Genomic DNA, 26,823 nt, shown 5'->3' with positions numbered 1-26,823 from the left:
GCGTCCCGTGCGTGGTAGACGTGGGCGGTGAGCGAAACCGCGCAGACCCCGTTCCACGACCTCGACCACTACGTCGCCGTCCCCCGCCTCACCGGTCTCACGGCCGGTCCGGACGGCTCCCGGCTCGTCGTCACCGTCCAGACGCTCGACGGCGAGCGCACCGCCTACCGCACGGCCCTGTGGGAGGTGGACCCCGCCGGCGAGGCGCCCGCCCGGCGCCTGACCCGCTCGGCCAAGGGAGAGTCCTCGGCCACCTTCACGCGGTCGGGCGACCTCCTGTTCACGTCGGCCCGCCCCGACCCGGACGGCAAGGACGGCGACGACCCCGTGCCCGCCCTCTGGCTCCTGCCCGCCCGGGGCGGCGAGGCCCACGTCGTCGCCACGGCGCCCGGTGGCGTCTCCGGCCCGCTCGCCGCGCGTGCCGCCGACGTGGTGAGCGTCGCGGCGCAGGTCCTGCCCTCCGCCAAGGACCTGACGCAGGACGCCACGCTGCGCACGGCCCGCAAGGACCAGAAGGTGTCCGCCGTCCTGCACGCCGGCTACCCCGTCCGGTACTGGGACCAGGACCTGGGCCCGGACCAGGTGCGGCGCCTCACCGGAGACCTCACGGCGCTCGCCGACCAGCCGGCGTCGCCGCTGCCGGCCCCTGCGGACGGGGAGCGGCCCGGCGCGACGCCCGATCCCCGGCTCCTGGACCTGCGCGACCTCACGGGCCCGGGACGCCAGCTCGACGAGCACACCGCGGACCTGTCCGCCGACGGCGCCACGCTCGTGACGACCTGGGCCGTGCCCGACGCTGGAGCGGCCCGCCGCGGCACCGTCGTCGCCGTCGACACCGCCACGGGCGACCGCCGGATCCTCGTCGACGACCCGGACGCCGACGCCGGGGCGCCCCGCATCTCGCCCGACGGCGCCTGGGTCGCGTACCTGACCGAGTCGATCTCCACGCCCGAGCAGGCGCCGGTGACCCGCCTCGGGCTCGTGCCCACCGACGGGTCCGCCGACCCGGTCGTGCTCGCCGACGACTGGGACCGCTGGCCCGGCCGCCCCACCTGGCTCCCGGACGGCAGCGGCCTGCTGGTCCAGGCCGACGACGACGGGCGCGGCCCGGTCTTCCTGCTCACGTTCGCCGGGGAGCTGCCGGGCAGCGACGTGGTCGTGGAGCGGGTGACCTCCGACGACGCCGTCTTCTCCGACCTGTCCGTCACGCCGGACGGCGCCACCGTCTTCGCGCTGCGCTCGTCCTACGCCGCCCCGGCCGAGCCCGTGCGGATCGACCTGGGCGCCTTCGTCGCCTCGGGTGCGGCCGGGGAGCGGACGCCGGTCGCCGCGACCCTGCTCCGCTCGCCGGTGCCCGCGCCCGCCCTGCCGGGCACCCTCACCGAGGTCGAGACCACCGCCGCCGACGGCGCGCGGGTGCGCGCCTGGCTCGCGCTGCCCCCGGACGCCGGCCCGGACGCCCCGGCCCCGCTCCTGCTGTGGATCCACGGCGGCCCGCTGGGCTCCTGGAACGCGTGGAGCTGGCGCTGGAACCCGTGGCTGATGGTGGCGCAGGGGTACGCGGTGCTGCTGCCGGACCCGGCGCTGTCGACGGGTTACGGCCAGGAGTTCGTCCAGCGGGGCTGGGGTGCCTGGGGCAGGGCGCCGTTCACCGACCTCATGGCCATCACGGACGCGGCGGAGGCGCTGCCCGAGATCGACGGGACCCGCACGGCGGCCATGGGCGGCTCGTTCGGCGGCTACATGGCGAACTGGGTGGCGGGCCACACCGACCGCTTCCAGGCGGTCGTGACCCACGCGAGCCTGTGGGCGCTGGACCAGTTCGGCCCGACCACCGACGCGGGCTACTACTGGGCCCGCGAGATGACGCCCGAGAGGGCGCTGGAGAACAGCCCGCACCTGTCCGTGGGCGAGATCCGCACGCCGATGCTCGTGATCCACGGCGACAAGGACTACCGCGTCCCGGTCGGGGAGGGGCTGCGCCTCTGGTTCGAGCTGCTGACGAAGTCGGGCCTGCCCGCGTCCGACGACGGCGAGACGGCGCACCGGTTCCTGTACTTCCCGGACGAGAACCACTGGGTGCTCTCGCCGCAGAACGCCAAGGTCTGGTACCAGGTGGTCTCGGCGTTCCTCGCGGAGCGGGTGCTGGGCGAGACGCCAGAGCTGCCGGCCACGCTGGGCTGACCTGCGTACGCCGAGGTGGAGCGCGTGCGCCTCACCTCGGCGGCGGGCGTCAGCCCGCCCGGACGGCCCCGACGACGCGCACGCGCACCGCCACGTCGTCGATCTCCTCCGGGATCTTGTCCACCAGACGCGGGTCGGTCACGTTGACCTGCAGCACCCAGCTTCCGCCGGGCCCGGTCACCTGCTCCACCGAGACCTCCTCGGCGAGCACCTCGACCTGTGAGCCGCGGGAGCCACCGGGTTCCCCCTGCGCCCGGGCGCGGTACTCGCGCGGGGGCTGCTCGAGGGAGGTCGTGAACTCAGGGGCGACGCCGACGCCGATCACACCGTCCAGCCCGGCCACGGTGTCGCGCAGTGCGGCCTTGGCGGAACGGGCCTCGTCGAGTGTTGCCATCCCGATCACCTCCTGGTCATCCATTGTGTCCCCCGTGTCTACCCCCTTCCACCGGGCGTGGAAGGGCTCCCAGGGCTCGTCGCGGCGGTCGGGCGGCGCCGCAGGTCAGCGGGACTCTCGACCGCGACGCGCCGCGCGGACACGCCCGGCGCCGACAGAGCCCCGCGCGACACGCCCGAGGGGTGAAACGCTGGTGCGCACACCGAACATCCCGGGCCCGCCCTCATCCGAACGGGTGCGGTGCCTCCCGCGCCAGCTCCACGCCGAGGATCTCCAGCACGCGGTCGATCGGGTTGGCGTAGGTCAGCCCCTTGCCGCTGCGCCCGCCCGACTCGGACCCGGCGAACAGCAGCCCCAGCGCCACGCCGTCCTCCCGGTAGACCAGCGCCCCCGAGTCGCCGCCGCGCGAGAACGGGCCGTCGTGGAGGCTCTCGATCTCGATCTGGTCGTCGAACCCGAGCGCGCCGAGGTCCTCGTAGCCCACGATGACGTCGTCCAGCTCGATGGCGGTCACCCGCCCGCGCGTGACCGCCGTCGTCCGGCCCACCTTGCCGACGATCTCCCCGCCGAGGGCGCGCGCGGTCTTCACCACGCGGCCCACCGGGTACTCGAAGTCGACCGGGACCCGGTCCAGGCGCGCGATGGCGGCGTCCGTGACCGCGGGCTCGAGCGGGTCCAGGTCCACCACCTGGGCCAGCTCGCCGATCCGGTCGCCCGGCGCCAGGCCGCCGTCCGCCGGGCCCGGCTGCAGCACGATGTCGCCGGGCCGCGCGTCCGGCGACCCGGCCAGCACGTGGTAGTTCGACAGGGCGTACAGCGCGCCGTCGTCGTCCCCGCCCGGACGGGTCACGAACGCCCCCAGGGTGCCGGCCGTGACGCCCACGTGGCCGATCGAGACGCCGGGCCGCAGCGGACGACGGCGGTCCGTGTCGCCGTCCGCCAGCGACGTCGGCGCGGGCGGGCGTGGCCCCAGCTCGCTCACCGGGCGGATGCGGCCCGTGCGCCGCACGTCGACCTCGGGTCCCACCTCCGCCAAGACCTTGCGCACGATCGACCGGGCACGCGGTACGCCCAGGCGGTAGCGGACGGCGATGCCGAAGCCGCCCTCTCCCTGCGGCACCAGCCCGAGCGCGAGAGTCGGGGCGCGTACGACGTCGGCCGCCTCCGACACCCGCTCCTGCGCCGACTGCGCCCCCAGCGACCGCGGTGTGGCCACCACCCCCTGGCGCTCGGCGAGGTCCCGGGCGAACGCCGCAAGCTGCTCCTTCAACTTCCTGGCCTGGTCGCGGTCCATGACCCTGATCCTCTCCTCACCCACTGACACGACACGCACACGCCGTCACGACACGCCGTTCTGACCCACGAAGTCATCCGAAAGGTGGATATCGCCGCGCCGGGTTTGCGCGATACGTTCCTCTGCTACACCCAACCATGGCCGGGTGAAAGCCAGGAAGGCCAGGGATGTCACAAACCTCCCCGGAACTGCCTCCTGAAACGTTGGCGGCGCCCGACCTGGGCGCCGGCGAACTACGGAACGGCGAGAATGATCGGGACGATGGACGAGACGCGGAGCACGCGGGTGACCCGCGCGGACGTGCGCGCCGCCCTCATGTGGGCGCTCGAGCGAGACCGGGACGCCCTGCTCGCGCACCGGGCGGCCGTGCACGCCGGCAAGAGCGACCTCACCCGTCGCCGCGCCGACAAGGCGCTGGTCGAGCAGTGGCGTGCCCGCAGGCCGGACACCGACCAGGACACCACGCCGACCGAGTGACAATGGGCGGGTGAGCACTGGAGTCCTTCCCCGCGTCCGCGCCTCGGAGCTCGTCGGGCGCGGCTGGCTGAACACCGGCGGCCGCGACGTCACCCTCGCCGACCTGCGCGGCAAGGTGGTCGTCCTCGACTTCTGGACCTTCTGCTGCATCAACTGCCTGCACGTGCTCGACGAGCTGCGCGAGGTCGAGGAGCAGCACCGCGACGAGCTCGTCATCATCGGCGTGCACTCGCCCAAGTTCGAGCACGAGGCCGACCCAGCCGCGCTCGCGGCCGCGGTCGAGCGGTACGAGGTGCGGCACGCCGTGCTCGACGACCCCGAGCTGGTCACCTGGGGCGCGTACACCGCGCGGGCGTGGCCCACGCTGGTCGTGATCGACCCCGAGGGCTACGTCGTGGCGCAGATGGCGGGGGAGGGGCACGGCACCGCCATCGCGGCCCTGGTCACCGAGCTGATCGCGGAGCACTCGGCGAAGGGCACGCTGCACCGCGGCGACGGCCCGTACGTGCCGCCCGCACCGGCGTCCGGCACCCTGCGGTTCCCCGCCAAGGCGATCGCGCTGCCCGGCGGCAACCTCCTGGTCGCCGACGCGGGGCACCACTCGCTCGCCGAGCTCGCTCCCGACGGCGAGACCCTCGTGCGGCGCATCGGCTCCGGCGAGCGCGGGCTGGCCGACGGCAGGCCCGGCGAGGCGCGCTTCTCCGAGCCGAACGGGCTGTGCCTGGTGCCGGAGGAGCTGCGCGCCGGGCTCGGCTACGACGTCGTGGTCGCCGACACGGTGAACCACGCCCTGCGCGGCGTGCGGCTGTCCGACGGGCGCGTCACCACCGTGGCGGGCACGGGCGAGCAGTTCATGGTCGGCGGGCAGGAGAACGTCGGCGGCCGCGCCGGGGAGCCGGCGCAGCCGTACGAGCCGGGGACCTCCGTGGCGCCGCTCGACGTGCGGCTCAGCTCGCCGTGGGACGTCGCGTGGTCGCCCGTGCGCGCCGCGTTCGTCGTGGCCATGGCCGGCAACCACACCCTCTGGGAGGTCGACCTCGTGCAGGGTTCGGCGGGCCTGCTCGCGGGGACCATGAACGAGGGGCTCGAGGACGGTCCCGGCGACGGGGCCTGGTTCGCGCAGACCTCCGGCGTGGTGCCGTCCGTCGACGCCTCCGGCCGGCCCGACGGCCACCTGTGGATCGCGGACTCCGAGACCTCGTCGCTGCGCCGCGTCGAGCTGTCGGACGGCGCCGACGGCGTCCCGGCCGCGACCGTCACCACCGCCGTGGGCCAGGGGCTGTTCGACTTCGGTCACCGCGACGGTGCCGCCGACCAGGCGCTGCTGCAGCACCCGCTCGGTGTCGCGGTGCTGCCGGACGGCAGCGTCGTCGTCGCCGACACCTACAACGGCGCGCTGCGCCGGTACGACCCCGCCTCCGGAGAGGTGACGACCCTGGCACGCGACCTCGCGGAGCCGTCGGGCGTGCTCGTCGAGGTGGCCGACGACGCGGTGCACCTGCTGGTCGTCGAGTCGGCCGCCCACCGTGTCACGCGTGTCGCGCTGCCCGCCACGCTCGCGGGCGAGGTGCTCGACGGCGGTGCCCACCGCGTCGCTCGGCCCGCGACCGACGTCGCCGCCGGAACGCTGCGCCTGGACGTCCCGTTCGCTCCCGCGCCGGGCCAGAAGCTCGACGACCGCTGGGGACCGTCGACGTCGCTCCAGGTCAGCGCGACGCCGCCCGAGCTGCTGCTCTCGGGTGCGGGCACGGGGACCGACCTGTTCCGCGACCTGGTGATCAACCCCGAGGTGCCCGAGGGCGTGCTGCACGTGACCGCGAAGGCGGCGTCGTGCGACGAGGTGCCGCTGCTGCCGGACGGCGAGCCCGACCCGGACGTGTTCCCCGCATGCCACCTGGCGCAGCAGGACTGGGGCGTGCCGGTGCGCGTGGTGCCGACCGGCGACCCGGTGCTGACGCTCCCGCTCCGCGGCTGACACGTCCGCGGGCGTCCGGCAGTCAGCGCGCCAGCACCGCGGGCAGCTCGGTCAGCGAGTCGATCACCGTGGTGCGCGCCGCCTCCGGGCGTTCCGCGTGCAGGTACCCCCACGGGCCACGCCGCAGCAGGACGGGCCGCATGCCGGCGTCGGCGGCGGGGAGCACGTCGTTGTCCAGCCGGTCGCCCACGTACGCGATGTCCTCGGGCGCGACGCCCGACAGCTCCGCGACCTTCGCGAAGAACCCCGGCTCGGGCTTCTGCACGCCCCACTCGTCCGAGGTGCGCACGGCGCTCACCGGCAGGTCCATCGCCTCGAGCGCGGCCCGCGCCTCGGGCGGCTGGTTCCCCGCGACGACGACGTCGAACCCCGCCCCACGCAGCGCGTCCAGCGCCGGGCGCACGTCGGGGTACAGGTCGTCGGCGTCGAAGCCGTTGCGCAGGCCGGCGGGCTCGTCCTGCGCCCAGCGCGCGATCTCCGCGTCGATGTCCACGCCGGGCCGCACCAGCTCGAACGCGTCCCGGTGCGGCCGGTCGAGCGCGGCGCAGCCGCCGAGCACGCCGAGGAACGTCAGCGCGGGCACCCCGAGCCGTTCAGCCCATCGCAGCCAGATCCGGGACTCGTCGATCAGCGTCTCCCCGACGTCGAACACCACGCAACGCACCATGCCCCGACCCTAGGTGCTGTCAGACGCACAGGTCGCCCGAGACCACGTGCGTCAGGGGAGGCGGAACAGGGGGTCTCCCGCGCTCACGACGGCTCCCGGCCGGGCCGGCTCCTCCAGGCCGCCCGGCCCCAGGTCCAGCGCGACGACTGGCACCAGGGGCGAGCGGCCGCCGTCCGCCACCGCCGACGGCGACCACCGCACGAGCTCCTGACCCGCCTCCACCGCGTCGCCCTCGGCGACCAGCAGCGTGAAGCCCTCGCCCTGCAGCTGCACGGTGTCGATGCCCAGGTGCACCAGGACCCCGCGGCCGGCGGCGGGCTCGGAGGCTCCGGCGGCCGGCGGTGCCAGCAGCACGAACGCGTGGGCGTGCAGCTTGACCACGGTCCCGGCGCACGGCGCCACCACGCGCCCGCCCGGCTCCGTGCCCGGAGTGGCACCCGGGCCCGTGTCCGGATCGACCGCGAGCCCCGGTCCGACGATGCTCTGGGCGAAGACGGGGTCCGGCACGTCGTGCATCGCGACCACCCGTCCCGCGACGGGCGACCCGACGATCAGAGCCTCGGCCATCGAGCCGTCCTGCATGGTGTATGCCTGCCTGGTGCCTGCCTGCCTGGAGCCTGCATGGAGCCATCCTGTCAGAGACCCGGCCGCCGGGCGGGGTGATCCCCGGCGCGATCCGGGGCCCTCGGAGACCGCCCGGAGTCTCGCTCGTGGCGGCGCTCGCGTGTAACGTTCCGAGCGCACTCGACGACGAGCCGGTGGGGAGCGTACGGATGACGAGCGAGAGGCTCACGGGGGTCCCGGCGAGCCCGGGGCGCGCCGCGGGAGTCGTGGTGCGGATGCCGGCCCGCGTGCCGGAACCGCGGACCAGCCGCCTGACCGGGGAGGCCGACGCCGCCGTCCGCGCGGTCGAGGAGGCCGCCGCGCAGGTGGAGGCCGACCTGGCCGAGCGCGCCCGGCGGGCGTCCGGGACGGCCGCCGACGTGCTCGCGGTGACGGCCGCCATGGCCGCCGACCCGACGCTCGCCGCCGGCGCCGCCCGCCGGGTGCGGGAGGACCGCCTCACGCCGGAACGCGCCGTCTGGGACGCCGCCGGCTCCGTCGCCTCCCAGCTCGAGTCCCTCGGACCGCCGATGTCGGAGCGCGCCCGCGACGTGCGCGACGTGCGCGACCGCATCGTCGCGGCGCTCACGGGCGCCGCGCCGCCCGGGGTGCCCGATCCTGGCCACCCGTTCGTCCTCGTGGCGAGCGACCTCGCCCCGGCGGACACCGCCATGCTCGATCCGGCCGTGGTCACCGCGATCGTGACGGCGCGCGGCGGCCCGACGTCGCACATGGCGATCCTGGCGCGCGCCCTCGGCATCCCCGCCGTGGTGGCCCTGCCGGAGGCGAACGACCTCGTCGACGGCGAGGAGATCGTCGTGGACGGCACGGTGGGCACGGTGCTGCGCGCGCCGTCCGCCGCGGACGTGGAGCAGGCGCGCCGCCGCGTCGTCGCCGCCACCTTCGACGGCCGGGGCGTCACGCGCGACGGGTCGGAGGTCGAGCTCGTGGCGAACGTCGCCGACCCCGCGGAGGCCCGGGCCGCAGCCGCTGCCGGAGCGCGCGGGGTGGGGCTGTTCCGCACCGAGTTCTGCTTCCTGGGCCGGGGCGAGGAGCCCAGCGTCGAGGAGCAGGTGACCGCCTACCGGGCCGTGCTGTCCCAGTTCCCGGGCCGCCGCGTGGTGGTCCGCACGCTCGACGCCGGAGCGGACAAGCCGCTGCGGTTCCTCACGCCGGACCACGAGGACAACCCGGCGCTCGGCGTACGGGGGCTGCGCACCGCCGTCGCGCACCCGGACGTGCTGGACCGCCAGCTCGACGCGATCGCCCGGGCCGCCGCGGCCGAGACGGCTGAGGTGTGGGTGATGGCTCCGATGGTCGCGACGGTGGACGAGGCCCGCGACTTCGCGGCCGCGTGCGCCGCCCACGGCCTGGAGCGGCCCGGCGTCATGATCGAGACGCCCGCGGCGGCCCTGCAGGCCCGGCACGTGCTGGCCGAGGTGGCGTTCGCGAGCCTCGGCACCAACGACCTCACGCAGTACACGATGGCGGCGGACCGCGACCTCGCGGGCGTCGCGGCCCTCTCCACCCCCTGGCAGCCCGCCGTCCTGGAGCTGGTCCGGGTGGCGTGCGAGGGTGGTGCGGTGCATGGTGCCCCGGTGGGCGTGTGCGGTGAGGCGGCGGCCGACCCGCTCCTCGCCCCCGTCCTGGTGGGACTCGGCGTATCGTCGCTGTCCATGACCCCCCGTGCGCTGGCCGAGGTCGCGGACACCCTCGCCCGGGTGTCGCGCGACGAGTGCGTGGAGCTGGCGCGGGTGGTCCTCGACCGTCCGACGGCGCAGGCCGCACGCGACGCCGTACGGGAGAGCCTTCTTCCCTGAACGTCATCTGAACCCACCGGTCACATCCCAGTCACGTCCGCGCCCTAAGGTGGCCCGCATGCCCGAATCGTTCCGGACCGAACCGCAGGAACCCGCAGCTCCCGAGGTGCGGGTCACGCTGTCGACGGCGTCGGTCTTCCCGCGCCGAGTGCCGCTCGCCTTCGAGTCGGCGGCCGAGCTCGGCTACGACGGCGTGGAGGTCATGGTCTGGTCCGAGGAGGTCACCCAGAACCCGCGCTCGCTCGCGAAGCTGTCCGCCGACACCGGCATGCCGGTGTGCTCGGTGCACGCGCCGACGCTGCTGGTCAGCCAGCGCGTCTGGGGCCGGTCGCCGGACGCGAAGCTGGAGCGGACGGCGGACATGGCGCTCGAGCTCGGCGCCGACACCGTCGTGGTGCACCCGCCCTTCCGCTGGCAGTACAAGTACGCGCGGCAGTTCCAGGACCAGGTGCGGACGCTGAGCGAGTCCACGGGCATCACCATCGCGGTCGAGAACATGTACCCGTGGCGCGGCGGCAAGCGGGAGTTCCAGGCCTACCTGCCCGGCTGGGACCCCGCCGAGCACGACTACGACGCGGTCACCCTCGACCTGTCGCACGCCAGCGTGGCGCAGCAGGACGCGCTGGTGCTGCTGCACACGTTCGGCGACCGGCTGCGGCACGTGCACCTGGCCGACGGCAACCACGGCGCGCGGGACGAGCACCTCGTGCCCGGACGCGGCAGCATGCAGGCCGAGAAGGTGCTCCAGGAGCTGGTGGCCCGGCGCTGGAGCGGCGACGTCTGCGTCGAGATCTCGACACGCGCGGCGCGCACGGCCGCCGAGCGGCACGACGACCTGGCGGCCTCGCTGGAGTTCGCGAGGGCGTACCTGTCCTCGGCCCCGCACGACTTCCGCCCGCCGCCGGGCGTCCACCACCGGCCGCACGACGCGTGGTGAGCACGGACCGGGCGGGCGCCCGGCGACCGGTGTGATCCTGGTCTCGAACTGTTTCGACCGGCCCGGGTCACGGGTCTAGACTGGGTGCCGTCGAGACACGGCCGCGGCGACCCGCCGCACGGACGAAGGAGGTGGCGCGCATGACCCGCAGCGAGCCTCCGAGTAGTCCGAACCGCAGCTGAGCTGACGGTTCCCCACCCCGCGGTCCCGCGGGTTCTCGCGCACCGGTGCGCTCCGCCCCTCTCGTGGGCGTGACCTCCACCGGTCGGTCGGCCGTCCCTGCTGCGGTGTCCGTTCGCAGTCCTTTCCCTGCGCTCGACCCCAGGAGCTCCACATGGCTACCTTTCTTCCCGCGCGCCCGGCGCGCCCCGCTCGTCCGCTGCTCGGCGCCCTGCGCCCGCGTCGCACCCCTGGCACGCCGCCCGACACCGCCCCGCGTCCCGCCGCCCCCGAGCCGCGCTCGGCGGTGGTCGCCGCCGCGATCTACGACGACGGCGTGCGCACCGCCCGCTACGACAACCTCGCGGAGACGTTCAGCGCGCTCCGGTCCCGGCCCGGCGGCATGGCGTGGATCGGCCTGGAGCGCCCCGAGGAGGCGGAGCTGACGTCGCTCGCCCGCGAGTTCGACCTGCACCCCCTGGCGATCGAGGACGCGATCCAGGCGCACCAGCGCCCCAAGATCGAACGGTACGGCGACACCCTGTTCGTGGTGCTGCGCGCCGCGCGCTACCTGGACGCGACCGAGGAGGTCGAGTTCGGCGAGCTGCACGTGTTCGTCGGCCCCGACTTCGTGGTCACGGTGCGGCACGGCGCCTCGCCCGACCTGGCCGCCGTGCGCGCGCGCCTGGAGGCCGACCGCGCGATGCTCGCTCGCGGCCCGGAGGCCGTCCTGTACGCGATCCTGGACAGCGTGGTGGACGGGTACGCGCCCGTCGTGGCCGGCCTGGACCACGACATCGACGAGATCGAGTCGGACGTCTGGGGTGGCGCGCCCGACGTGTCGCGCCGCATCTACGAGCTGTCCCGTGAGGTCATCGACTTCCAGCGGGCGGTGCGGCCGGAGCAGAAGGTCTGTGCCTCGCTCGCCAAGGGCGCGGACAAGTACGACGTGGACCCGGAGCTGCAGGCCTACCTGCGCGACGTGGCCGACCACCTCACCGAGGTCGCCGACCGCATCGAGGTCTTCCGCGCCGCGCTGCGCGACATCCTGACCGTGGCGGCGACGCTCGTCGCGCAGCGGCAGAACGAGGAGATGAAGCACCTGTCGGAGGTCAGCATCCGGCAGGGCGAGGAGGTCAAGAAGATCTCGGGCTGGGCGGCGATCCTGTTCGCCCCGACGCTCGTCGGCACGGTCTACGGCATGAACTTCGACGTCATGCCGGAGCTCGGCTGGGCCTACGGCTACCCGGCGGCGCTGGTCGGCATGCTCGCCGTCAGCGTCGGGCTGTTCGGCGTCTTCCGCTGGAAGCGCTGGATCTGACCCGGCCGGCTCAGGCGGGCCTGCCGGCCTCGGGGTCGAGCTCCTCGGGATCCGGCAGTCCGGCGACGTACCGGTGGCCGACGACGGCGACGGCGAGGCCCGCCGTCGCGCCGACGAGGAGCGGCGTGCTGTAGCCGGCCCGCGCGAGCAGGCCGCCCGCCAGGGAGCCCAGCGGCATGGCGCCCCACAGCGCGGTGCGCCAGGTGCCGTGCACGCGGCCGAGCAGCTCGTTCGGCACCGCGGCCTGGCGCAGCGACATGACCAGCACGTTCCAGGTCGTCGTGCAGCCGAACGACACGAAGATCGCCACCGCGCCCACCCCGGCCAGGGGGAACGCTCCGGCGAGGAACCACGCCCCCAGGCCGACGGCGTTCACGGCCGCCATCACGGGACCCGTCCGGAACCGGGCCCGGAGGCGGTTCGTGACGGCGGCGGCCGTGAGCGCACCCGCGGCACCCGCCAGCATGAAGGTGCCGTACCAGGCCTCGGGCACGTCGAGCCGCTCCAGGACGAACAGCACCAGCGTGGACGTGATGGCGGCGTGGCAGATGCCGATGAGCACGCTCACGATCCACAGCGGCCGGAGCATCGCGTCGGCCCAGATGAAGCGGAAGCCGGCGGCGAGCTCGGCGCGCCGGCCCGGCCGCGGGTGCGCGTCACGCACGGGCTGCGCCGGCCCGCCCCGCCGTCGGGCCGCGACCCCCGAGGCGACGGCGGGCAGGGCCAGCGCGAGGCCGCCCGCCACGGCGTAGGCCGCCGCGTTCAGCCCGAGCGCCCAGGCCGCGGAGAAGGCGAGCAGCCAGGAGGTCACCGGCTGCGAGAGGAACTGCTGCACCACGATCTCGGCGGCCTCGATGCGCGAGTTCGCCCGCGGCAGGTCGCCCTTGGCGACGACGGACGGGACCACCGCGCGGACGGCGCCGTCGTACACCGTCTCCAGCATCCCGTACAGGAGCACGACCAGCAGGAGCCACCAGATCGTCAGCGCCCCCGTGAGGTGGAGCGCGAGGAGGCCGGCCGCGACGAGGGCGCGGACCCCGCCCGCCAGCCCGAGCGCGAGACGGCGGTCGACCCGGTCGACCAGCACGCCGGCCGGGATGGCGAACAGGAGCCAGGGCAGCAGCGCGGCGACCGCGACGAGCGAGACGAGCAGCGGGTCGTCGGTGAGCTGCACGGCGAGCAGCGGTGCCGCCACGCGCGCGATGCCGTCGCCGAGGCTCGAGCTGAGGTTGGCGGAGACCACCCGGGCGAACGCACCCCCGAGCGGCGCGGGTCGCGCCGCGGGGGCGGGGCCCGGGCTCACGGAGGTGGAGGACACGTGCCCGAGGCTATCGTCCGCGGGCGGCGCCCCTACGCCGGCACCGGCACCCGGGCGCCGACCGCGCGCAGGACGAACGCCTCCGCCGCGCGGATCGTGCGTTCGCGGGCGACCGGCTCGTCCGGGATGAGGCGGCCGGACAGGCACGCGTTGACCAGGTGCACGGTCGGGTCGATGTCCTGGGGCGGGAAGGTGCCCGCCTCGATCCCTGCCGCCAGGATGCGACGCAGGATCGCCTCGACGATGTCGGCGTGCTCCCGCAGCCGCTGCTGCGTGGCGCGGGAGAGGACCGTGCGCAGGTCGGGGCCGGGGGCGAGGTGGAAGACGCGCGTGAGCTGGGCCTGCTGCCGGATGTAGGTACGCAGCTGTTCCACGGGGTCCTGCACGCCGTCGAGCGCCCGCTCCAACGTGTGGGCGTACTGCTCCGTCTCGTGGGTGATGAAGCCCAGGAGCAGCGCCTCCTTGTCGTGGAAGTGGTTGTAGACGGCGGTGCGGCCGACGTTCGCCGCCGCGGCGATGTCGGCCAGGGTGATGGTGTCGAACCCGCGCTCCGCCATGAGGGTGGACAGGGCGGTGAACAGCTTGTGCCTCGTCATCTGGCGGTGCTCGTGCAGGCTCTTGCCGATGATCTTGGGCATGCTGACATCATAGGCATGCGTCGTCAGGTAACTGGAACGCGGGATCGGCCGCCGGTGAGACGCGGTCGCGGCGTGATCCGCAGTGAATATCCGAAGTCATGCATTTGTGCGGCACAAGAAAAAGGCGCCAAGAACGTGTGCGCGCTCTGTCACCTGCGTGTTTCCTCTCTGTAACATGCTCGCATCATCGTGGAAAGTGCCTGGCAGTAAAGTTTCCGCATGACTTTTCTGGCAGGCGTGATCCCCGCGGAACACGCCTCGGGTCACATTCTTGTCCTGCCCAGCACCCATGGTCCGGTGGCCGTCAGCGAGCTCGCCGCGGCCTGGTTCTCCGAGGTGGAGTGGCTCCGGGAGCCGTCGCGCACGGTCGGGAGCCGCAGGATGGCGGGGGCCCGGTTCCGGGGCATGGCACAGCCGGACGCGCTGGTGCCCGGCGTGCTGCGTCTGGGGGAGGGCTACGTCGCCACGGGCCCGTTCGAGGTGGGCGAGGCGTCCCTCGCCGAGCTGGAGATCCGCGCCACCGCGGCGGAGGCGTACTCGGTGGCACGCGGGGACGGCCTGCGTGACGTGCGGGGCGCGGCCCCGACGTCCTACGACGACCGTGACGGCATCGCCCGGGCGTTCCCGCACGCGCTCCCGCAGGGCGAGGAGCTGCGTCTCGTGCAGTGGATGGTCGCCGCGGCCCGCAAGACCGGCGGCGGCGTGCTCGCCGACGGCAGGCAGCCCCTGGTCCCGGACCCCGCCGGGTCGGTCGACCTGGGCCTCTACTCCGCGCACCCGCTCCAGCCCGCGGACGTGCTGCCCATGCTGCGCTCGCTCATCGCGACCGCCGACGTCACGGTCGACCGGCCCACGCCCGACGGCTCCCCGCACTACCAGCTCGTGGGCAGCACCGCCTACGACGGCTCGATCGTGGTCGACGTCGAGCGGGTCGACCGGGTGCCGCGGGCGCTCGGGTCGCTCGACTGGCGCAGCTACGGCCCCTTCGCCTACCGCATGAGCTGGATGCCGGCGGACCCGTACGAGCTCGAGCTGGAGCACCCGTCCGGGCTGCACGTCATCGCCCGGGCGCGCATGCGCGCCTCGCTCGCCCGTCTCGCGGTGAGCCTGCAGAGCCGCATCGCAGGCATCCTCGTGGACGACGGCGGGTTCATCGCCGACGCGCAGGAGCTGGAGGGGCGCAACGACCCGACGACGGGCAGCGCACCCGGCGCCCGCGCCTGGGTCTGATCCCCGGTGTTATCCACAGATTTTGTCCACAGACCTGTGTATGACGCGGGAATCTGGCCGCTCTTCCTGTGGACAGAACTGTGGGCAAGAAGAGGGTGAAAATTACAACGGTGGAGCGGTTGCCGCGGGTACGACACGCGGATAGAAACGTGGCAATGGTTCGACGATCCGGGACGACGCGGTGCGCTGCAGCAGTACCGACCGGCCCGGGTATCGGACACATATGGTCGACCGGAGAACGACAGGACGTCCCGTACCGCGGTGCGGGCTGTGGATGACGCCACAGGTGCCTGTACGGGGCCGGAAGACCGCCCGCGTCCGAAGTGCTCACCCAGAAGCAGGCCCGGCGGCCCGGGTCTGACGGGCACCTCGGGGTCGTGACGTCGACACGACGCCCGTCGCTCGCTCCGGCGGACCACGGGTGCGCGGTGATACCAGGGCCCCCGGCCTGCCCCGGGGGCCCTGGCCCGTGTCGGGAGCCGTTCTCCGGCGCGGGCGGTCGGCCTAGGCTCAGCCCATGAGCAACCTCGAGACCCGACCGGCCGAGCAGGTCTGCACCGCCGGCGCGCAGGGTGACGGCATCGAGCTCCTCACGCCGCGCGACGTGCCCCTCGGCGGGCCCCGTGCGATGAACGTGCGGCGCACCATCCCGCAGCGCGCGCGATCTCTGGTGGGCGCCTGGTGCTTCAGCGACCACTACGGCCCCGACGAGGTCTCCGGCACCGAGGGCATGCAGGTGCCGCCGCACCCGCACACCGGCCTGCAGACCGTGAGCTGGCTCTTCGAGGGCGAGATCCTGCACCGCGACTCGGTCGGTTCGCTCCAGACCGTCCGGCCCGGCGAGCTCAACCTCATGACGGCCGGGGTCGGCATCTCGCACTCCGAGGAGTCGCCGGCCGACGACCGCCCGCCCCGCCTGCACGGCGTGCAGCTCTGGACGGCGCTGCCCGGCTCCGCCCTCGGCATCGACCCCCACTTCGAGCACCACGCCGACCTACCGGTCGCCCGGTACGACGGCGCCGTCGTGCAGGTGTTCGTCGGGCGCCTCGCCGTGGCCGGCCAGGACCTCGCGTCACCCGCCACCACGTACACGCCCCTCGTCGGTGCGCAGGTCGACCTCGAGCCGGGCGCCGATGTGCACCTCGACGTCGACCCCGGGCACGAGCACGCCCTGCTCGTCGACACGGGCGAGGTCACCTTCGAGGGCAGCGCGGTGCCGCCGTCCGCCCTCGGCTACGTGGCCCCCGGCCGCGGCCGGCTCGCGGTGCGGGCCGGGGGCACGGGTGCCCGCGCCGTGCTGATCGGCGGCCTGCCCTTCGCCGAGGACGTCATCATGTGGTGGAACTTCATGGGCCGCACGCACGAGGACGTCGCGCGGGCGCGGGACGACTGGATGGCGCTGGTCGCCGAGCTCGACGGCGGGACGACCGGCTACGTCGACGACGCCGCCGGTCGCCGGTTCGGCCAGGTGCACGGCTACGCGGGCGGCCCGTTGCGGGCCCCGGTGCTCCCGGACCTGCGGCTCACGCCGCGTACGCGGCCGGGCCAGGGCTGACGCCGGCCCCGGCCGGCACCTCAGTCGATGTCGTAGCGGAGCATGAACTCGCCCGCGTCCAGCACCACGTAGCTGACCTCGACGGGTGTGTCGTCCTGGGTGTACGCGGTCCGCGTGACGGACAGCACCGGTGTGCCGGGCTCGATCCGCAGCTCCTCGATCTCCTCGATGGAGGGCATGCGGGCCACCACGTCCTCACGGAAGCGGACCGGCGCGTGCCCGGCCTCGGCCAGGCGCGCGTGGGTGCCGCCAGGCCCGACCTCCTCGTCCGCGATGGGCGTGCCCGCGGCGATCGCGGACGGCACGTAGGAGGTGGCGAACAGGACCGGCTTCCGCTCGCGCAGGTGCAGGCGCTCCCGGACGGTCACCGAGGCGCCGTCGGAGAGCCCCAGGGCGGTGCGGACCTTCTCGGAGGGCTCGGCCTCCGCGGTGACGCCGAGCGTGCGGACGGTGAGGCCCGCCCCCGTCTCGTCGATCTCCGCCGTGACGGTGGACGCGTCGACCGGGCCGCCCGTGGTGTCCCGGACGATGGGCTCGAAGGCGCGCACGAAGACGCCGGAGCCGTGCCGGGTGACGGTGAGGCCCTCGTCCTTGAGCATCGACAGCCCGTGGCGCGCCGTCATGCGCGCCACTCCGTAGGTCGACATGAGCGCAGCCTCGCTCGGCAGGCGATCACCTGGACCGTAGGTCCCGGAGCGGATCGCGGCACGAAGATCCTTGGCGATGCTTGCGGCAGTCACACGTCCCTCTCTAGGCACGGAACCCACCTAACCCGCAGCCAGTGCGTATACGCAACTTTTCGGCCTCCCGGTTGCGGCCCTGCCCCGACGACCCGCAGGCTGTCTATGCAACTAGAGGTGGCCGTCGAGGTCACCGCGAGAGCGGTACGGAGAGGTGGGACAGATGGGGGCGATGACACTCTGCCTGGCGACGTCGGCGGCGGGCATGAGCGAGCTGCTGGCGCAGATCGGGGACGAACGGGTCAAGTGGGTGGAGGTCTTCCGCGACCGCCTGGTGGTGCACCCGGAACGGATGAGCGACGGGGCGGACATCGCCGCGCAGCTGGGGATCACCACCGCGACGGACTACCCGGCCACGCGGCCCGGCTTCACGGTCTGGACCGGGCGCTGGCAGGAGCTGGACATGTTCGTCTACTCCGAGCTCCGCGGGGCGGCCCGCACGGTCCGGGCGTGGCCCTCGTGACCGCGGGACAGGGCGCGCACCTCGCCGAGCTGGTGGGGGTGACGGCGCTGATCGCGCACGTCTTCGACATCCGCACGCTGGACGTCAGGGCGGGGGTGGACCACCTCGACCTGGAGGACGTCATGCTGGGCGTGCTGACGGTCGACGTCGTGGCCGCGCAGGTGCCCGACGCCGCACGGCTCGCCGGGCTGCTCCACCTGACCGAACGCCTGGGCCACCACGACGACGACCGGTCTGCGTGGCGCTGCTGGAGCGGCTGGGTCGCCGCGGCGGACCGCGGCCTCCCGGTCTCCCTTCACGTGACGGCGCGGCAGCCGGCCTGACGAGATCGGTCTGTCGTCTGGCCGGCTCCGTGCTGTTCGGTCCGATGTCACGAGATCGGTCGTCCGTCGGGCCGATCTCGTGACATCGGACCGAACACAGCCCGTGGTGCCCGACACGGGACCGAACAGGGGAACGACAACGCCCCAGGTCCGGATCTGCATCCTGACCTGGGGCGGAGCCTGTGGAGCGGGTGACGGGAATCGAACCCGCGCTGTCAGCTTGGGAAGCTGAAGTTCTACCATTGAACTACACCCGCATCGTCCGGTTCTGCCCGGGTATGTGCTGCTCGCGGATCCCGCTAGGGTTCCCCAGCAGCGCCCGTCGAACCTGGCGCGCGACCTGATCATACCCAACCTCGCCCGGATGCCCGAACCGGGTTCCGGGCGAGTGTCGCCGAGCAGCCGGAGCAGCAGTGAGCGAGCATCCCAGCGAGAAGCCGACCGAGCCGATCTACCAGGAGACCAAGCCGCTTCCCCCGCGGCCGCAGGATCCCCCGAAGCCGCCCGCACCGCCGGCCCGCGAGACGCGGGCCCTGCGGACGCCCAAGGTTCCGGCCAACTACCAGCAGCAGTACGACTACGACCGGCCCACGCCGCCCGTGGAGCACGTCCCCGGGCGCAAGTCGCGCCTGACGGCGGGCCTCCTCGGGATCCTGCTCGGCGTGGTCGGCGCGCACCGGTTCTACCTCGGCTACAAGGGCCTGGGCTGGGTCATGCTGCTGATCACCGCCGTGTCCCTGGGCAACGCGTGGTTCGTCCCGGCGATCTGGGGCGCGGTCGAGGGCGTGCTCTACCTGGTGATGCGCAAGGGGTACTGGTCGGTCGACGCCAAGCTCCGCCCGCTGCAGTGGTGACGGCGTCCCGCTGACGGCCGCCGGCGCCGCCCCCGGGACGGGGCGGGCGCCGGCCCGCGGCGCCCAGTACCGTAGCCGCGTGCTCCTCTCCGACCGCGACATCCGTGCCGAGCTCGAGGCCGGCCGCGTCGTCCTCGACCCGTACGAGACGTCCATGCTGCAGCCGTCGAGCATAGACGTGCGCCTCGACAAGTTCTTCCGGCTGTTCGACAACCACAAGTACCCGTTCATCGACCCGGCCGCGGACCAGCCCGAGCTGACCCGCCTCGTGGAGGCGGACAACGGCGAGGCGTTCGTGCTGCACCCGGGCGAGTTCGTGCTCGGCAGCACGTACGAGACCGTCACGCTGCCCGACGACGTCGCCGCCCGCCTCGAGGGCAAGTCCTCGCTGGGCCGCCTCGGCCTCCTCACGCACTCCACCGCGGGGTTCATCGACCCCGGCTTCAGCGGGCACGTGACGCTCGAGCTGAGCAACGTGGCGACCCTGCCGATCAAGCTCTGGCCCGGTATGAAGATCGGCCAGCTCTGCTTCTTCAGGCTCTCGTCCGCCTCGGAGCACCCCTACGGTTCCGACCTGTACGGGTCCCGCTACCAGGGCCAGCGCGGCCCGACGGCGTCCCGCTCCGCGCAGAACTTCCACCGCACCCCGGTGTGACGGCCGGGGGCCGGGCGGCGCGTCCCGGGGCGGTCGGCGGGCGGTAGGCTCCGGGTGCCCGGGGCGGACCGGGCGATCCGGACGTCAGAAAGGACCCCGATGGCCTCTCCCCAGCTCCCGCTCCTGCCTCGCACGGCCGCGCAGGCACACCAGGCCCGGCACATCCTCACCGTGCCGGGCGACGTGGAGCTGGACGAGATCGAGGTCCTCGCGCTCTCCCGGTTCTCCGCCACCCGCTGGGACGTGGTGCCCGCCGGGATCCTCCCGGGCAACGTGGCCGGTGCCCCGCAGGGCCGCCGCGCGCAGGGCAAGGAGGTCGGCGTGCTGCGCATCTCGCGGCACGCGGTGATCAACGGCCCGTACCAGCCCGCGGGCGACGGCTTCGACCTGGGCGTCCCGCCGGGCGCGGCGATGGCCTTCGACATCGTCTGCCACCGGGAGCGCGGCGAGGTGCCGTTCCCGGGCGGCGGCGACCGGGACGGCATCGGCCGGGCCTTTGCCGGGGGCATGCCCGAACGTGAGGAGCGCCGCCTCGTCGAGTGGCTCGTCGCGGTCGCCCGGCGGCTGGGCGGATCCCTCCGGCTCGACGTCGGCGGGCTGTGGGACCCCTCGGGTCCGACGGCGCCGCCCGGCGCCGGCGTGGTCCTCACCCCGGACGCCGGCGCCGCCATCGACATGACCGTGTACTCGGACGTCTGGCTGGACCCGCAGGCCGCCTACACGATCCTGCACCAGGTGCACCCGCGCACCCGTCTCCACATGGAGGGCAAGGAGTGGGGTGGCCCGCCGAAGGGCATCGCCGACAAGCCGCTCTACCCGGGCGACCCGCTGGACCCCGACCTGCGCAAGCGCATCCACGCCGCCGCCGACGACTACGACATCAAGGCCCTGACCGGTCCGCGCGTGCTCGACGGCTACGGCCTCGTGGTCGAGCTCGACGTCGACGGCATCGTCTCGATCGAGATCAGCGGCGAGGAGAAGCTGCCGCGCCTGCTGCGCGGGTTGCCGTGGGCGGAGCAGGGCGCCGTGCGCTACTGGGTGCACTGGGCACCGCACGACCTGGCGGAGTCGCAGCAGGAGTTCCCCGCCATGGAGCTGCGTGTCGCACGCAAGCGCGCGGCCGAGCTCGTGACGCGCCTCGCCGGTGCCATCCACGGCGCGGCCGGCGGAGAGATCGCCGACGAGGACGGCTTCCTGGTCGATCCGACCGACCTCTGACCTCCGCCGCCCGGGCGGACACCGTCGTCCGCCCGGGCCGGTGCAGGTCAGAGGTACTGGCCCGGGGTCCTGCGCTCGCCGCCCTCGTCCGGGCCGCCCGGCATGGTGGGGCCGCCCGGCCCACCCGGGCCCGCCGGGCCGAAGCCGGCGCTGCCCGGCGGCAGCGCCCGCCGCATCTGCGAGAGCTGCGCCTGGGCAGCCATCTGCTGGGCCACGAGCGCCGTCTGGATGCCGTGGAACAGCCCCTCCAGCCAGCCCACGAGCTGCGCCTGGGCCACCCGGAGCTCGGCGTCCGAGGGGGCGGAGTCGTCGGTGAACGGCAGCGTGATGCGGTGCAGCTCGTCGACCAGGTCGGGGGAGAGGCCGTCCTCGAGCTCGTGGATCGAGCGCTCGTGGATCTCTGCCAGGCGGGAGCGGGCCGCCTCGTCCAGCGGGGCGTCGCGCACCTCGTCGAGCAGCCGCTTGATCATGCCGCCGATGCGCATGACCTTGGCCGGCTCCTCGACCTGGCCCACCACGGCCTCGGCCTCGTCCACCTTCTCCTCCTCGCCCTCCTCGGGTTCGCGCTCCGGTGGGACGGCCGCGCCGTCGGGGGTCACGACCTGGGGGTGGACAGTGGGCTGCCCGGCGCCCGGACGGTCGGGTCGCTCGTCGGGCCGGGGGTTCGCTCGCTCGTCGCTCATGAACCCAGTCTTGCCCCAATCGGCTGACGCCCGCACGGCTTTCCGGGCCCCGGAACGAAATTACCGGCCATGCCTATATATAGGCACGCGTTGATCACGGGACCAGGAGCACTTTGCCGAACGCCTCGCCCGACTCCAGCAGGTCGTGCGCGCTCTGCGCCTCGTCGAACGGGATGCGTGCGTGCACGACCGGGCGCACGCGACCGGCGGCGACCAGCGGCCACACGTGCTGCTCGGTGTCCGCGACGATGCGCGCCTTCTCGTCCGCCGGACGGGACCGCAGCAGCGTGCCCGTGACGGTGCCGCGCCGCGCGAGCAGCGCGCCCAGGTCGAGCTCCCCGCGCCGGCCCTGCTGCATCCCGATCACGACGAGGCGGCCGCCGCGGGCCAGCGCACGGACGTTGTCGTTCAGCGCCCGCCCGCCGAGCAGGTCGAGCACGACGTCGACCCCGCGGCCGTCCGTCGCCCGCAGCACCTCGTCGGCGAAGTCCTGCGTCCGGTGGTCGACCACGACCTCCGCACCGAGCCCGGCGCAGCGCGCCGTGCGCTCCGCGCCGCCCGCCGTGGCGACCACGTGCGCGCCCAGCGCCCTGGCCACCTGGATCGCGAGCGTGCCGATGCCGCCGGAGCCGCCGTGGACGAGCACCCACTCGCCGGCACGGAGCCGGCCCACGTCCACGAGGTTGTTCCAGACGGTGCAGGCCGCCTCGGGCAGCGCCGCGGCGTCGACCAGGTCGACCCCGTCCGGGACGGGGAGAACCTGGGTCTCGCGGACCACGGCCTGCTCCGCGTAACCGCCGCCTTCGAGCAGGGCGACCACCCGGTCACCGGCCCGCCAGCGCGACACGCCGGGTCCGACACGCTTGACTGTTCCGGATATCTCCAGCCCTGGCCAGTCCGGGGCACCCGGTGGAGGGGGGTAGTATCCGGCCCGTTGAAGCAGGTCAGCGCGGTTCACTCCGGCGGCTGCGACGTCGATCAGAACGTCGCTTTGGCCAGCATTCGGGTGATTCAGGGTTGAAAGGGAGAGTTTCCCTGAGGGGCCCGGTCCGGATATCGTGACGGCTCGCACATCGATGAAGCCTACTTCCGTGTGGCCTCACGAGGGTCGTCAGCGGGAACCGGGTGCCGGTAACTTGTACGCAGCACCGAGGGATGCGCGCGGGCACCACGCACGCCACACCCTTCCGGATCAGTGATGGAGAGAGGTACGCATGTTCCGCAGGTTGGGAGTGCGCGGGAAAGTTCTTGCGACTCTGGTCACGCCTGCCGTCGTCCTGGTCATCGCAGCGGCGTACATCATCGGCCTCTCGGTGGCCGACGCGATGCGCGCGCAGCAGACAGCTGATCTCGTCGCCGCGCTCGAGTACCAGGACCAGGCAGGCACCGCATTCGCGCAGGAGCGGGCGTACAACATCGTCGCGATGATCGACGACTCGGAGTCCGGGACGGGCGCCCGGCTGGCCCTGCTGCAGGGCACGCCGGAGCTCGACGAGAACGGCCAGCCGGTCACGAAGGACGGCCAGCCCGTGTGGGCGGCCCCCGCGGCCCAGGCACAGACCATCACGGCTCTCGACGCCCGCGACGAAGAGCTGCTGAACATCGACATCTCGATGCTGGACCAGCGCGTCAAGGACGCCGTCGCGCAGACCATCGAGGACCGTGCCGCCATCACGGACGTGCAGAAGAAGGTCTCCGAGGGGCGCCTCACCGAACGGGTCGCGACCGACGCGTACGGCACCTACATCGACGGCGCGCTCGAGGTGATGGACGCCATCGCGGACACCTCCGAGGACCGCGACCTGGGTACCCGCCTCGAGGCGTACTTCGCCATCGACCAGCTCATGCTGACCAACACCTACGAGCGTCCGGTCGTCGGCCTGGCCCTGGGCATCTTCAACGGCTACCCGGCGGAGATCAGGGAGGCCGCCTCGCGGTCCCTCGCGCTGCGCGGTGCCGACCTGGTGAACCTCGGTGACCGCCAGTGGGACAGCACGCAGGACCTGTTCGACCGCATCCCCGGTGACTACCAGGTGCCGGGCATGGACGGCGTCTACGGCACGGTGCGCGGCTACGTGGCCCGCGGCGACCTCGCCGCCATCCAGCCCGCCCAGGTCGACGCCTTCCAGGGCGAGTCCGCCAAGTGGGTCGAGGAGAGCCGCATCGTCCGCGACGCCGTCCGCGAGGACACCGCCGCGTTCGCCCAGGAGCGCGCCGACGTCGCGGCCAACCGCGCCTACCTCACCGGTGGCGTCGCGATCGCGGCCCTCGGCTTCTCGGTCATCATGGCCCTCGTCATCGCCCGTCGCCTGGTCTCCCCGCTGCGCCGCCTCACGCAGGCCGCCGGCGTGGTCCGCGACCGCCTCCCCACCCTGGTGGAGCAGGTGTCGGTGCCGGGCCAGGGCCCGAGCATCGACCTCGACCCGATCAGCATCGAGTCGTCCGACGAGATCGGACAGCTCGCCGCGGCGTTCAACGACGTCAACCGCACGACCATCGACGTGGCCCGCGAGCAGGCGGCCCTCCGCGGGTCCATCGCCGAGATGTTCGTCAACGTGGCCCGCCGCGACCAGGTGCTCCTCAACCGGCAGCTCGCGTTCCTCGACGACCTCGAGCGTTCCGAGGAAGACCCGTCGACCCTGTCGAACCTCTTCCGCCTGGACCACCTCGCGACCCGTATGCGCCGCAACGCGGAGTCCCTCCTCGTTCTCGCGGGCATCGACTCCGGACGTCGCGTGCGCCAGCCCATGCCGGTCTCCGACGTGATCCGTACGGCGTCGTCCGAGATCGAGCTGTACGACCGGGTGCGCCTGAACCTCGTCGTCGACCCGATGATGCTGGGCCACAACGCGCTGAACGCGGCGCACCTGCTGGCCGAGCTCCTCGAGAACGCGACGATGTTCTCCGAGCCGCACACGCCGGTGGAGGTCACCACGGCACGCGACGAGCAGTTCGTGACTGTCGTGGTCCGCGACCACGGCCTTGGCATGAACCCCGAGGAGATCGCCGAGGCGAACCGCAAGGTGCACAGCCACGCGGCGTCCGACGCCGTCGGTGCGCAGCGCCTCGGCCTCTACGTGGTCGGCCGCCTGTCCGACCGGCTCGGCGCCCAGGTGGCGTTCGGCGTCGGCGAGGGCGGCACCGGTACCGAGGTGACGGTCCGCTTCCCGGCGGTGCTGTTCATGCCGGACAACGCGATGCCGCTGCCGATGCCGACGGACCCGCTGGAGGCCAACACCCAGCAGGCCGCGTCGCAGTTCAACGGTGGCGTGGCCACCGGCCCCGGCACCGGTGCGATGCGCGGTGCGGCCGCCAACGCCTTCGGCTCGTCCGGCGTGACGGCGGCCTCGCCCGCCACGACGTCGGTGCCGCAGCAGGGCGGCATGCCGGTCCCGACCGGCACGTCGCAGATCGCGGCCGCCGCCTTCGCGGCACAGCCCGCCCCGGTCGCCCAGCCGGTGGACATCGAGTCCCTCACGGACGGCACGACGGCGCTCGGCCTGGCCCGGCGTCGCAGCTCGACGGCCGCCCAGCCGACCGCCGAGACCACGCCGACCGGCTCGATCGTGCTCCCCGAGATCCAGACGCCGTCGCTCCCGCAGGAGTACCAGGGCGACGACAACGCCTGGGCCCCGCCGTCGAACGTGTCCGAGGGCAGCTCGCTCCCGAGCCGGCAGCGGGCGCCGCAGCCGGCGGAGCCGGTCACCCCGGTCTTCGAGGACACCACGCCCGCCGCGGTGGACGTGGACCAGCGCAGCGCGCTCTTCTCGAGCTTCCGCTCGCTGAGCACCATCGACCCGGCGGACGCCGGTGGCACCCAGTCGCTGCAGCTCGACCCCGTGACCCAGGACCCGGCCGCGCTGCCGGGGATGTCGGACACGGACGTCATGCGGTTCCCGGCCGCGGGCGGCGGGCAGAGCCCGGCTCCGGCCCAGAGCTTCGGCCGGTCGTACCCGGGCGACGGCGGCCAGTCGCAGGGCTTCGGAGCGGAGGCCCCCGAGGGGCCCGACTCGTCCTTCGAGGCGCTGCCCGCGTTCGAGGAGCTCATGGCGGACCTCCCGAGCCGCCGCTCGACGCCGTCCCAGCAGGGTGCCAAGCCGGCCCCGAAGCGGGGTCTCTTCGGTCGCCGTCCGGGCCAGCCCGCCACGGGCGAGCTGCGTGCCTACCAGCCGCAGGAGCGTCCGGCGTCGCGTCCGATCCAGACGGTGAGCGGTCCCGTCTCGGGGGTGCCGAGCTACGGCGCACCGGTCGTGCCCGCGCCGAGCGTCGAGACGCAGAGCTTCCAGGCGGCGGCGAGCCAGCCGCAGGACTTCTACGTGCCGAACCAGCCGCAGAACTTCGAGGCGCTGAGCCGGCCGCAGGCTGTCCGTACCCCCGCTGCTCCGCCCACCGGCGCGTTCCCGGCCCAGGCCCCGGCGGCTCCTGCCCCGGCGCCCTCGGTCGAGGACCCGACCTACCAGCGGGGCTACCAGGAGGGGTACCAGCGGGCGGTCCAGGAGGCCATGACCTCCGCGGTGTCGACCGTGCCCAGCGCGCCTGCCGGTGGCACCGTGCCGGTGCCCGCGCAGTCGGCGCCCCCGGCGCAGGCCTCCAACCCGTTCGTGGACGCCGCGCCCCGCGCGGCCGCCCCGGCGCCGGCGCCCGCTCCGCAGCGGCAGGCGCCCACCTCGTTCGCGTCGGCCCCGGCCACCCAGGCCGTGCCGATGGCGACCGCGCAGCAGTCGGCCCCGGCTCCGGCCCGCGAGTTCAGCGAGCCGTACCCGACCGGCGCTGTGTACGACCCGACGTACGGCTCGCCTGCGCCGCTGGCCAAGCGTGCCGCCGGTACCGACGGCGACGGCAAGGACCCACTGGACCCGGAGTACGTGCGGGACTCGGTGGAGGCTCGGTCGGAGTGGACGGCCTCGGCGGTTCTCTACGAGGAGATGACGAGCCTGCTTCGGCGGGGGGCATTCCAGGAAGATGATGTGAAGGAGGACGACTCGTACCGCCCGGCATCCGTCAGCACCGAGGGCGTCAGCGGCGGACTGACCCGCCGCACGCGTGGTGCCTCCGGCACCGGTGCGGACCCCACTGTCGAGCGCCTCTCAGCTCGCATCGATCGTGACCCCGAGCAGCTTCGCTCGCGTCTCTCGGCGTTCCAGTCGGCCACCGCGCGTGGCCGGTCGGAGTCGATCGACGAGGGCAAGTCGGAGCACGAGAACGGCAAGAAGGGCGATGGGGACTCGACGTGGGCACCCTCGACCGTGAATCATGTCCCTGACTCAGCGCCGCAGTCGCGGTGACCAAAACGCGTCTGTGGATTCTGACTAGGA

23 protein-coding genes and 1 tRNA gene are annotated in these 26,823 nt (G+C 73.8%); 14 read left to right on the top strand and 10 right to left on the bottom strand.

Translation table 11 applies throughout. The annotated features are described in order from the left end of the window. Positions 1-27 precede the first annotated feature (27 nt). Positions 28-2,184 carry a S9 family peptidase gene (locus tag APR03_RS12165; protein ID WP_253835995.1) on the top strand — a complete coding sequence of 719 codons (2,157 nt, stop codon included), beginning with the start codon at positions 28-30 and terminating at the stop codon, positions 2,182-2,184. 49 nt (positions 2,185-2,233) lie between these two features. Here the strand turns inward: APR03_RS12165 and APR03_RS12160 are convergent, their stop codons facing one another. Further along, positions 2,234-2,578, bottom strand: coding sequence for a hypothetical protein (locus tag APR03_RS12160; RefSeq protein ID WP_253835993.1), 345 nt, complete (start codon positions 2,576-2,578; stop codon positions 2,234-2,236). 223 nt (positions 2,579-2,801) lie between these two features. Then, positions 2,802-3,872 (bottom strand): chymotrypsin family serine protease, encoded by a 1,071-nt coding sequence (locus APR03_RS12155; protein WP_253835991.1) that lies wholly within the window; start codon positions 3,870-3,872, stop codon positions 2,802-2,804. Positions 3,873-4,133: 261 nt separating this feature from the next. Here APR03_RS12155 and APR03_RS12150 point away from each other — a divergent pair, with 261 nt between their 5' ends. Further along, on the top strand, positions 4,134-4,349 hold the full coding sequence (locus APR03_RS12150) for a hypothetical protein (RefSeq protein WP_253835989.1): 216 nt from the start codon (positions 4,134-4,136) through the stop codon (positions 4,347-4,349). A gap of 10 nt (positions 4,350-4,359) precedes the next feature. Beyond that, positions 4,360-6,324 (top strand): NHL domain-containing thioredoxin family protein, encoded by a 1,965-nt coding sequence (locus tag APR03_RS12145; protein WP_253835987.1) that lies wholly within the window; start codon positions 4,360-4,362, stop codon positions 6,322-6,324. 22 nt (positions 6,325-6,346) lie between these two features. Here the strand turns inward: APR03_RS12145 and APR03_RS12140 are convergent, their stop codons facing one another. Together APR03_RS12140 and APR03_RS12135 are read right to left on the bottom strand one after the other, a co-directional pair. Next, positions 6,347-6,991 (bottom strand): HAD family hydrolase, encoded by a 645-nt coding sequence (locus APR03_RS12140; protein ID WP_253835985.1) that lies wholly within the window; start codon positions 6,989-6,991, stop codon positions 6,347-6,349. Positions 6,992-7,042: 51 nt separating this feature from the next. Next, positions 7,043-7,558 (bottom strand): PTS sugar transporter subunit IIA, encoded by a 516-nt coding sequence (locus tag APR03_RS12135; RefSeq protein ID WP_253835983.1) that lies wholly within the window; start codon positions 7,556-7,558, stop codon positions 7,043-7,045. Positions 7,559-7,764: 206 nt separating this feature from the next. On the opposite strand from APR03_RS12135, the gene ptsP reads away from it, so the two are divergent. The 3 genes from ptsP (at position 7,765) to APR03_RS12120 (ending at position 11,831) form a co-directional block, all read left to right on the top strand. Next, the gene (gene ptsP, locus APR03_RS12130; protein WP_253835981.1) at positions 7,765-9,414 is read left to right on the top strand and encodes a phosphoenolpyruvate--protein phosphotransferase; all 1,650 of its coding nucleotides are present in this window, start codon (positions 7,765-7,767) and stop codon (positions 9,412-9,414) included. Positions 9,415-9,472: 58 nt separating this feature from the next. Continuing rightward, complete coding sequence (locus APR03_RS12125) at positions 9,473-10,351, top strand: sugar phosphate isomerase/epimerase family protein (protein WP_253835979.1); 879 nt, start codon at positions 9,473-9,475, stop codon at positions 10,349-10,351. A gap of 334 nt (positions 10,352-10,685) precedes the next feature. Next, a complete protein-coding gene (locus APR03_RS12120) occupies positions 10,686-11,831 on the top strand; it encodes a magnesium and cobalt transport protein CorA (protein ID WP_253835977.1) in 1,146 nt (381 codons plus the stop codon). Positions 11,832-11,841: 10 nt separating this feature from the next. Here APR03_RS12120 and APR03_RS12115 read toward each other — a convergent pair whose 3' ends face one another. Further along, on the bottom strand, positions 11,842-13,149 hold the full coding sequence (locus tag APR03_RS12115) for an MFS transporter (protein WP_253835975.1): 1,308 nt from the start codon (positions 13,147-13,149) through the stop codon (positions 11,842-11,844). 32 nt (positions 13,150-13,181) lie between these two features. Then, positions 13,182-13,787 (bottom strand): TetR/AcrR family transcriptional regulator, encoded by a 606-nt coding sequence (locus tag APR03_RS12110; protein WP_253835973.1) that lies wholly within the window; start codon positions 13,785-13,787, stop codon positions 13,182-13,184. A 219-nt stretch (positions 13,788-14,006) separates the two neighbouring features. On the opposite strand from APR03_RS12110, the gene APR03_RS12105 reads away from it, so the two are divergent. Then, on the top strand, positions 14,007-15,017 hold the full coding sequence (locus tag APR03_RS12105) for a hypothetical protein (RefSeq protein ID WP_253835971.1): 1,011 nt from the start codon (positions 14,007-14,009) through the stop codon (positions 15,015-15,017). A gap of 517 nt (positions 15,018-15,534) precedes the next feature. After that, the gene (locus tag APR03_RS12100) at positions 15,535-16,572 is read left to right on the top strand and encodes a pirin family protein (RefSeq protein ID WP_253835970.1); all 1,038 of its coding nucleotides are present in this window, start codon (positions 15,535-15,537) and stop codon (positions 16,570-16,572) included. Between the two features lie 20 nt (positions 16,573-16,592). On the opposite strand, the gene APR03_RS12095 is transcribed toward APR03_RS12100, so the two are convergent. After that, complete coding sequence (locus tag APR03_RS12095; RefSeq protein ID WP_253835968.1) at positions 16,593-17,312, bottom strand: GntR family transcriptional regulator; 720 nt, start codon at positions 17,310-17,312, stop codon at positions 16,593-16,595. Between the two features lie 163 nt (positions 17,313-17,475). Between APR03_RS12095 and APR03_RS12090 the strand changes: the two genes are divergently transcribed. Both APR03_RS12090 and APR03_RS12085 read left to right on the top strand, forming a co-directional pair. Next, positions 17,476-17,775, top strand: coding sequence for a hypothetical protein (locus APR03_RS12090; RefSeq protein ID WP_253835966.1), 300 nt, complete (start codon positions 17,476-17,478; stop codon positions 17,773-17,775). Further along, complete coding sequence (locus APR03_RS12085) at positions 17,763-18,098, top strand: hypothetical protein (protein ID WP_253835964.1); 336 nt, start codon at positions 17,763-17,765, stop codon at positions 18,096-18,098. Before APR03_RS12090 ends, APR03_RS12085 begins: the two co-directional genes overlap by 13 nt. A gap of 183 nt (positions 18,099-18,281) precedes the next feature. On the opposite strand, the gene APR03_RS12080 is transcribed toward APR03_RS12085, so the two are convergent. After that, a tRNA-Gly gene (locus APR03_RS12080) sits at positions 18,282-18,355 on the bottom strand. Positions 18,356-18,511: 156 nt separating this feature from the next. Between APR03_RS12080 and APR03_RS25245 the strand changes: the two genes are divergently transcribed. The 3 genes from APR03_RS25245 to APR03_RS12065 all read left to right on the top strand — a co-directional run bounded on the left by APR03_RS25245 (position 18,512) and on the right by APR03_RS12065 (position 20,825). Beyond that, positions 18,512-18,952 carry a TM2 domain-containing protein gene (locus APR03_RS25245; protein ID WP_253835962.1) on the top strand — a complete coding sequence of 147 codons (441 nt, stop codon included), beginning with the start codon at positions 18,512-18,514 and terminating at the stop codon, positions 18,950-18,952. 79 nt (positions 18,953-19,031) lie between these two features. Then, positions 19,032-19,607 (top strand): dCTP deaminase, encoded by a 576-nt coding sequence (gene dcd / locus APR03_RS12070; RefSeq protein WP_253835961.1) that lies wholly within the window; start codon positions 19,032-19,034, stop codon positions 19,605-19,607. A 99-nt stretch (positions 19,608-19,706) separates the two neighbouring features. Continuing rightward, entirely contained in the window at positions 19,707-20,825 is a 1,119-nt protein-coding gene (locus tag APR03_RS12065) for a hypothetical protein (RefSeq protein ID WP_253835960.1), read from the top strand. 47 nt (positions 20,826-20,872) lie between these two features. On the opposite strand, the gene APR03_RS12060 is transcribed toward APR03_RS12065, so the two are convergent. Beyond that, a complete protein-coding gene (locus tag APR03_RS12060) occupies positions 20,873-21,508 on the bottom strand; it encodes a bacterial proteasome activator family protein (protein ID WP_253835959.1) in 636 nt (211 codons plus the stop codon). Positions 21,509-21,602: 94 nt separating this feature from the next. Further along, positions 21,603-22,580: an NAD(P)H-quinone oxidoreductase gene (locus APR03_RS12055; protein ID WP_253835958.1), complete on the bottom strand. Its 978-nt coding sequence runs from the start codon at positions 22,578-22,580 to the stop codon at positions 21,603-21,605. A gap of 142 nt (positions 22,581-22,722) precedes the next feature. Here APR03_RS12055 and APR03_RS12050 point away from each other — a divergent pair, with 142 nt between their 5' ends. After that, positions 22,723-26,793: a HAMP domain-containing sensor histidine kinase gene (locus APR03_RS12050; protein WP_253835957.1), complete on the top strand. Its 4,071-nt coding sequence runs from the start codon at positions 22,723-22,725 to the stop codon at positions 26,791-26,793. Positions 26,794-26,823 lie beyond the last annotated feature (30 nt).

The organism is Promicromonospora thailandica (assembly GCF_024171955.1).
Classification (GTDB): domain Bacteria; phylum Actinomycetota; class Actinomycetes; order Actinomycetales; family Cellulomonadaceae; genus Promicromonospora; species Promicromonospora thailandica.
Note: the sequence above shows the minus strand (reverse complement) of the source record. Positions and strands in the feature narration are given on the sequence as shown.

What these genes read in the sequence shown, in the direction of transcription:
- APR03_RS12090 (WP_253835966.1), top strand. Translation starts at nt 17,476, where the DNA reads ATGGGGGCGATGACACTCTGCCTGGCGACGTCGGCGGCGGGCATGAGC.
- APR03_RS12140 (WP_253835985.1), bottom strand. Translation starts at nt 6,991, where the DNA reads ATGGTGCGTTGCGTGGTGTTCGACGTCGGGGAGACGCTGATCGACGAG.
- APR03_RS12060 (WP_253835959.1), bottom strand. Translation starts at nt 21,508, where the DNA reads ATGAGCGACGAGCGAGCGAACCCCCGGCCCGACGAGCGACCCGACCGT.
- APR03_RS12135 (WP_253835983.1), bottom strand. Translation starts at nt 7,558, where the DNA reads ATGGCCGAGGCTCTGATCGTCGGGTCGCCCGTCGCGGGACGGGTGGTC.
- APR03_RS12050 (WP_253835957.1), top strand. Translation starts at nt 22,723, where the DNA reads ATGTTCCGCAGGTTGGGAGTGCGCGGGAAAGTTCTTGCGACTCTGGTC.
- APR03_RS12110 (WP_253835973.1), bottom strand. Translation starts at nt 13,787, where the DNA reads ATGCCCAAGATCATCGGCAAGAGCCTGCACGAGCACCGCCAGATGACG.
- APR03_RS12150 (WP_253835989.1), top strand. Translation starts at nt 4,134, where the DNA reads ATGGACGAGACGCGGAGCACGCGGGTGACCCGCGCGGACGTGCGCGCC.
- APR03_RS12100 (WP_253835970.1), top strand. Translation starts at nt 15,535, where the DNA reads ATGAGCAACCTCGAGACCCGACCGGCCGAGCAGGTCTGCACCGCCGGC.
- APR03_RS12120 (WP_253835977.1), top strand. Translation starts at nt 10,686, where the DNA reads ATGGCTACCTTTCTTCCCGCGCGCCCGGCGCGCCCCGCTCGTCCGCTG.
- APR03_RS12065 (WP_253835960.1), top strand. Translation starts at nt 19,707, where the DNA reads ATGGCCTCTCCCCAGCTCCCGCTCCTGCCTCGCACGGCCGCGCAGGCA.
- APR03_RS12105 (WP_253835971.1), top strand. Translation starts at nt 14,007, where the DNA reads ATGACTTTTCTGGCAGGCGTGATCCCCGCGGAACACGCCTCGGGTCAC.
- APR03_RS12125 (WP_253835979.1), top strand. Translation starts at nt 9,473, where the DNA reads ATGCCCGAATCGTTCCGGACCGAACCGCAGGAACCCGCAGCTCCCGAG.
- ptsP (WP_253835981.1), top strand. Translation starts at nt 7,765, where the DNA reads ATGACGAGCGAGAGGCTCACGGGGGTCCCGGCGAGCCCGGGGCGCGCC.
- APR03_RS12160 (WP_253835993.1), bottom strand. Translation starts at nt 2,578, where the DNA reads ATGGCAACACTCGACGAGGCCCGTTCCGCCAAGGCCGCACTGCGCGAC.
- APR03_RS12155 (WP_253835991.1), bottom strand. Translation starts at nt 3,872, where the DNA reads ATGGACCGCGACCAGGCCAGGAAGTTGAAGGAGCAGCTTGCGGCGTTC.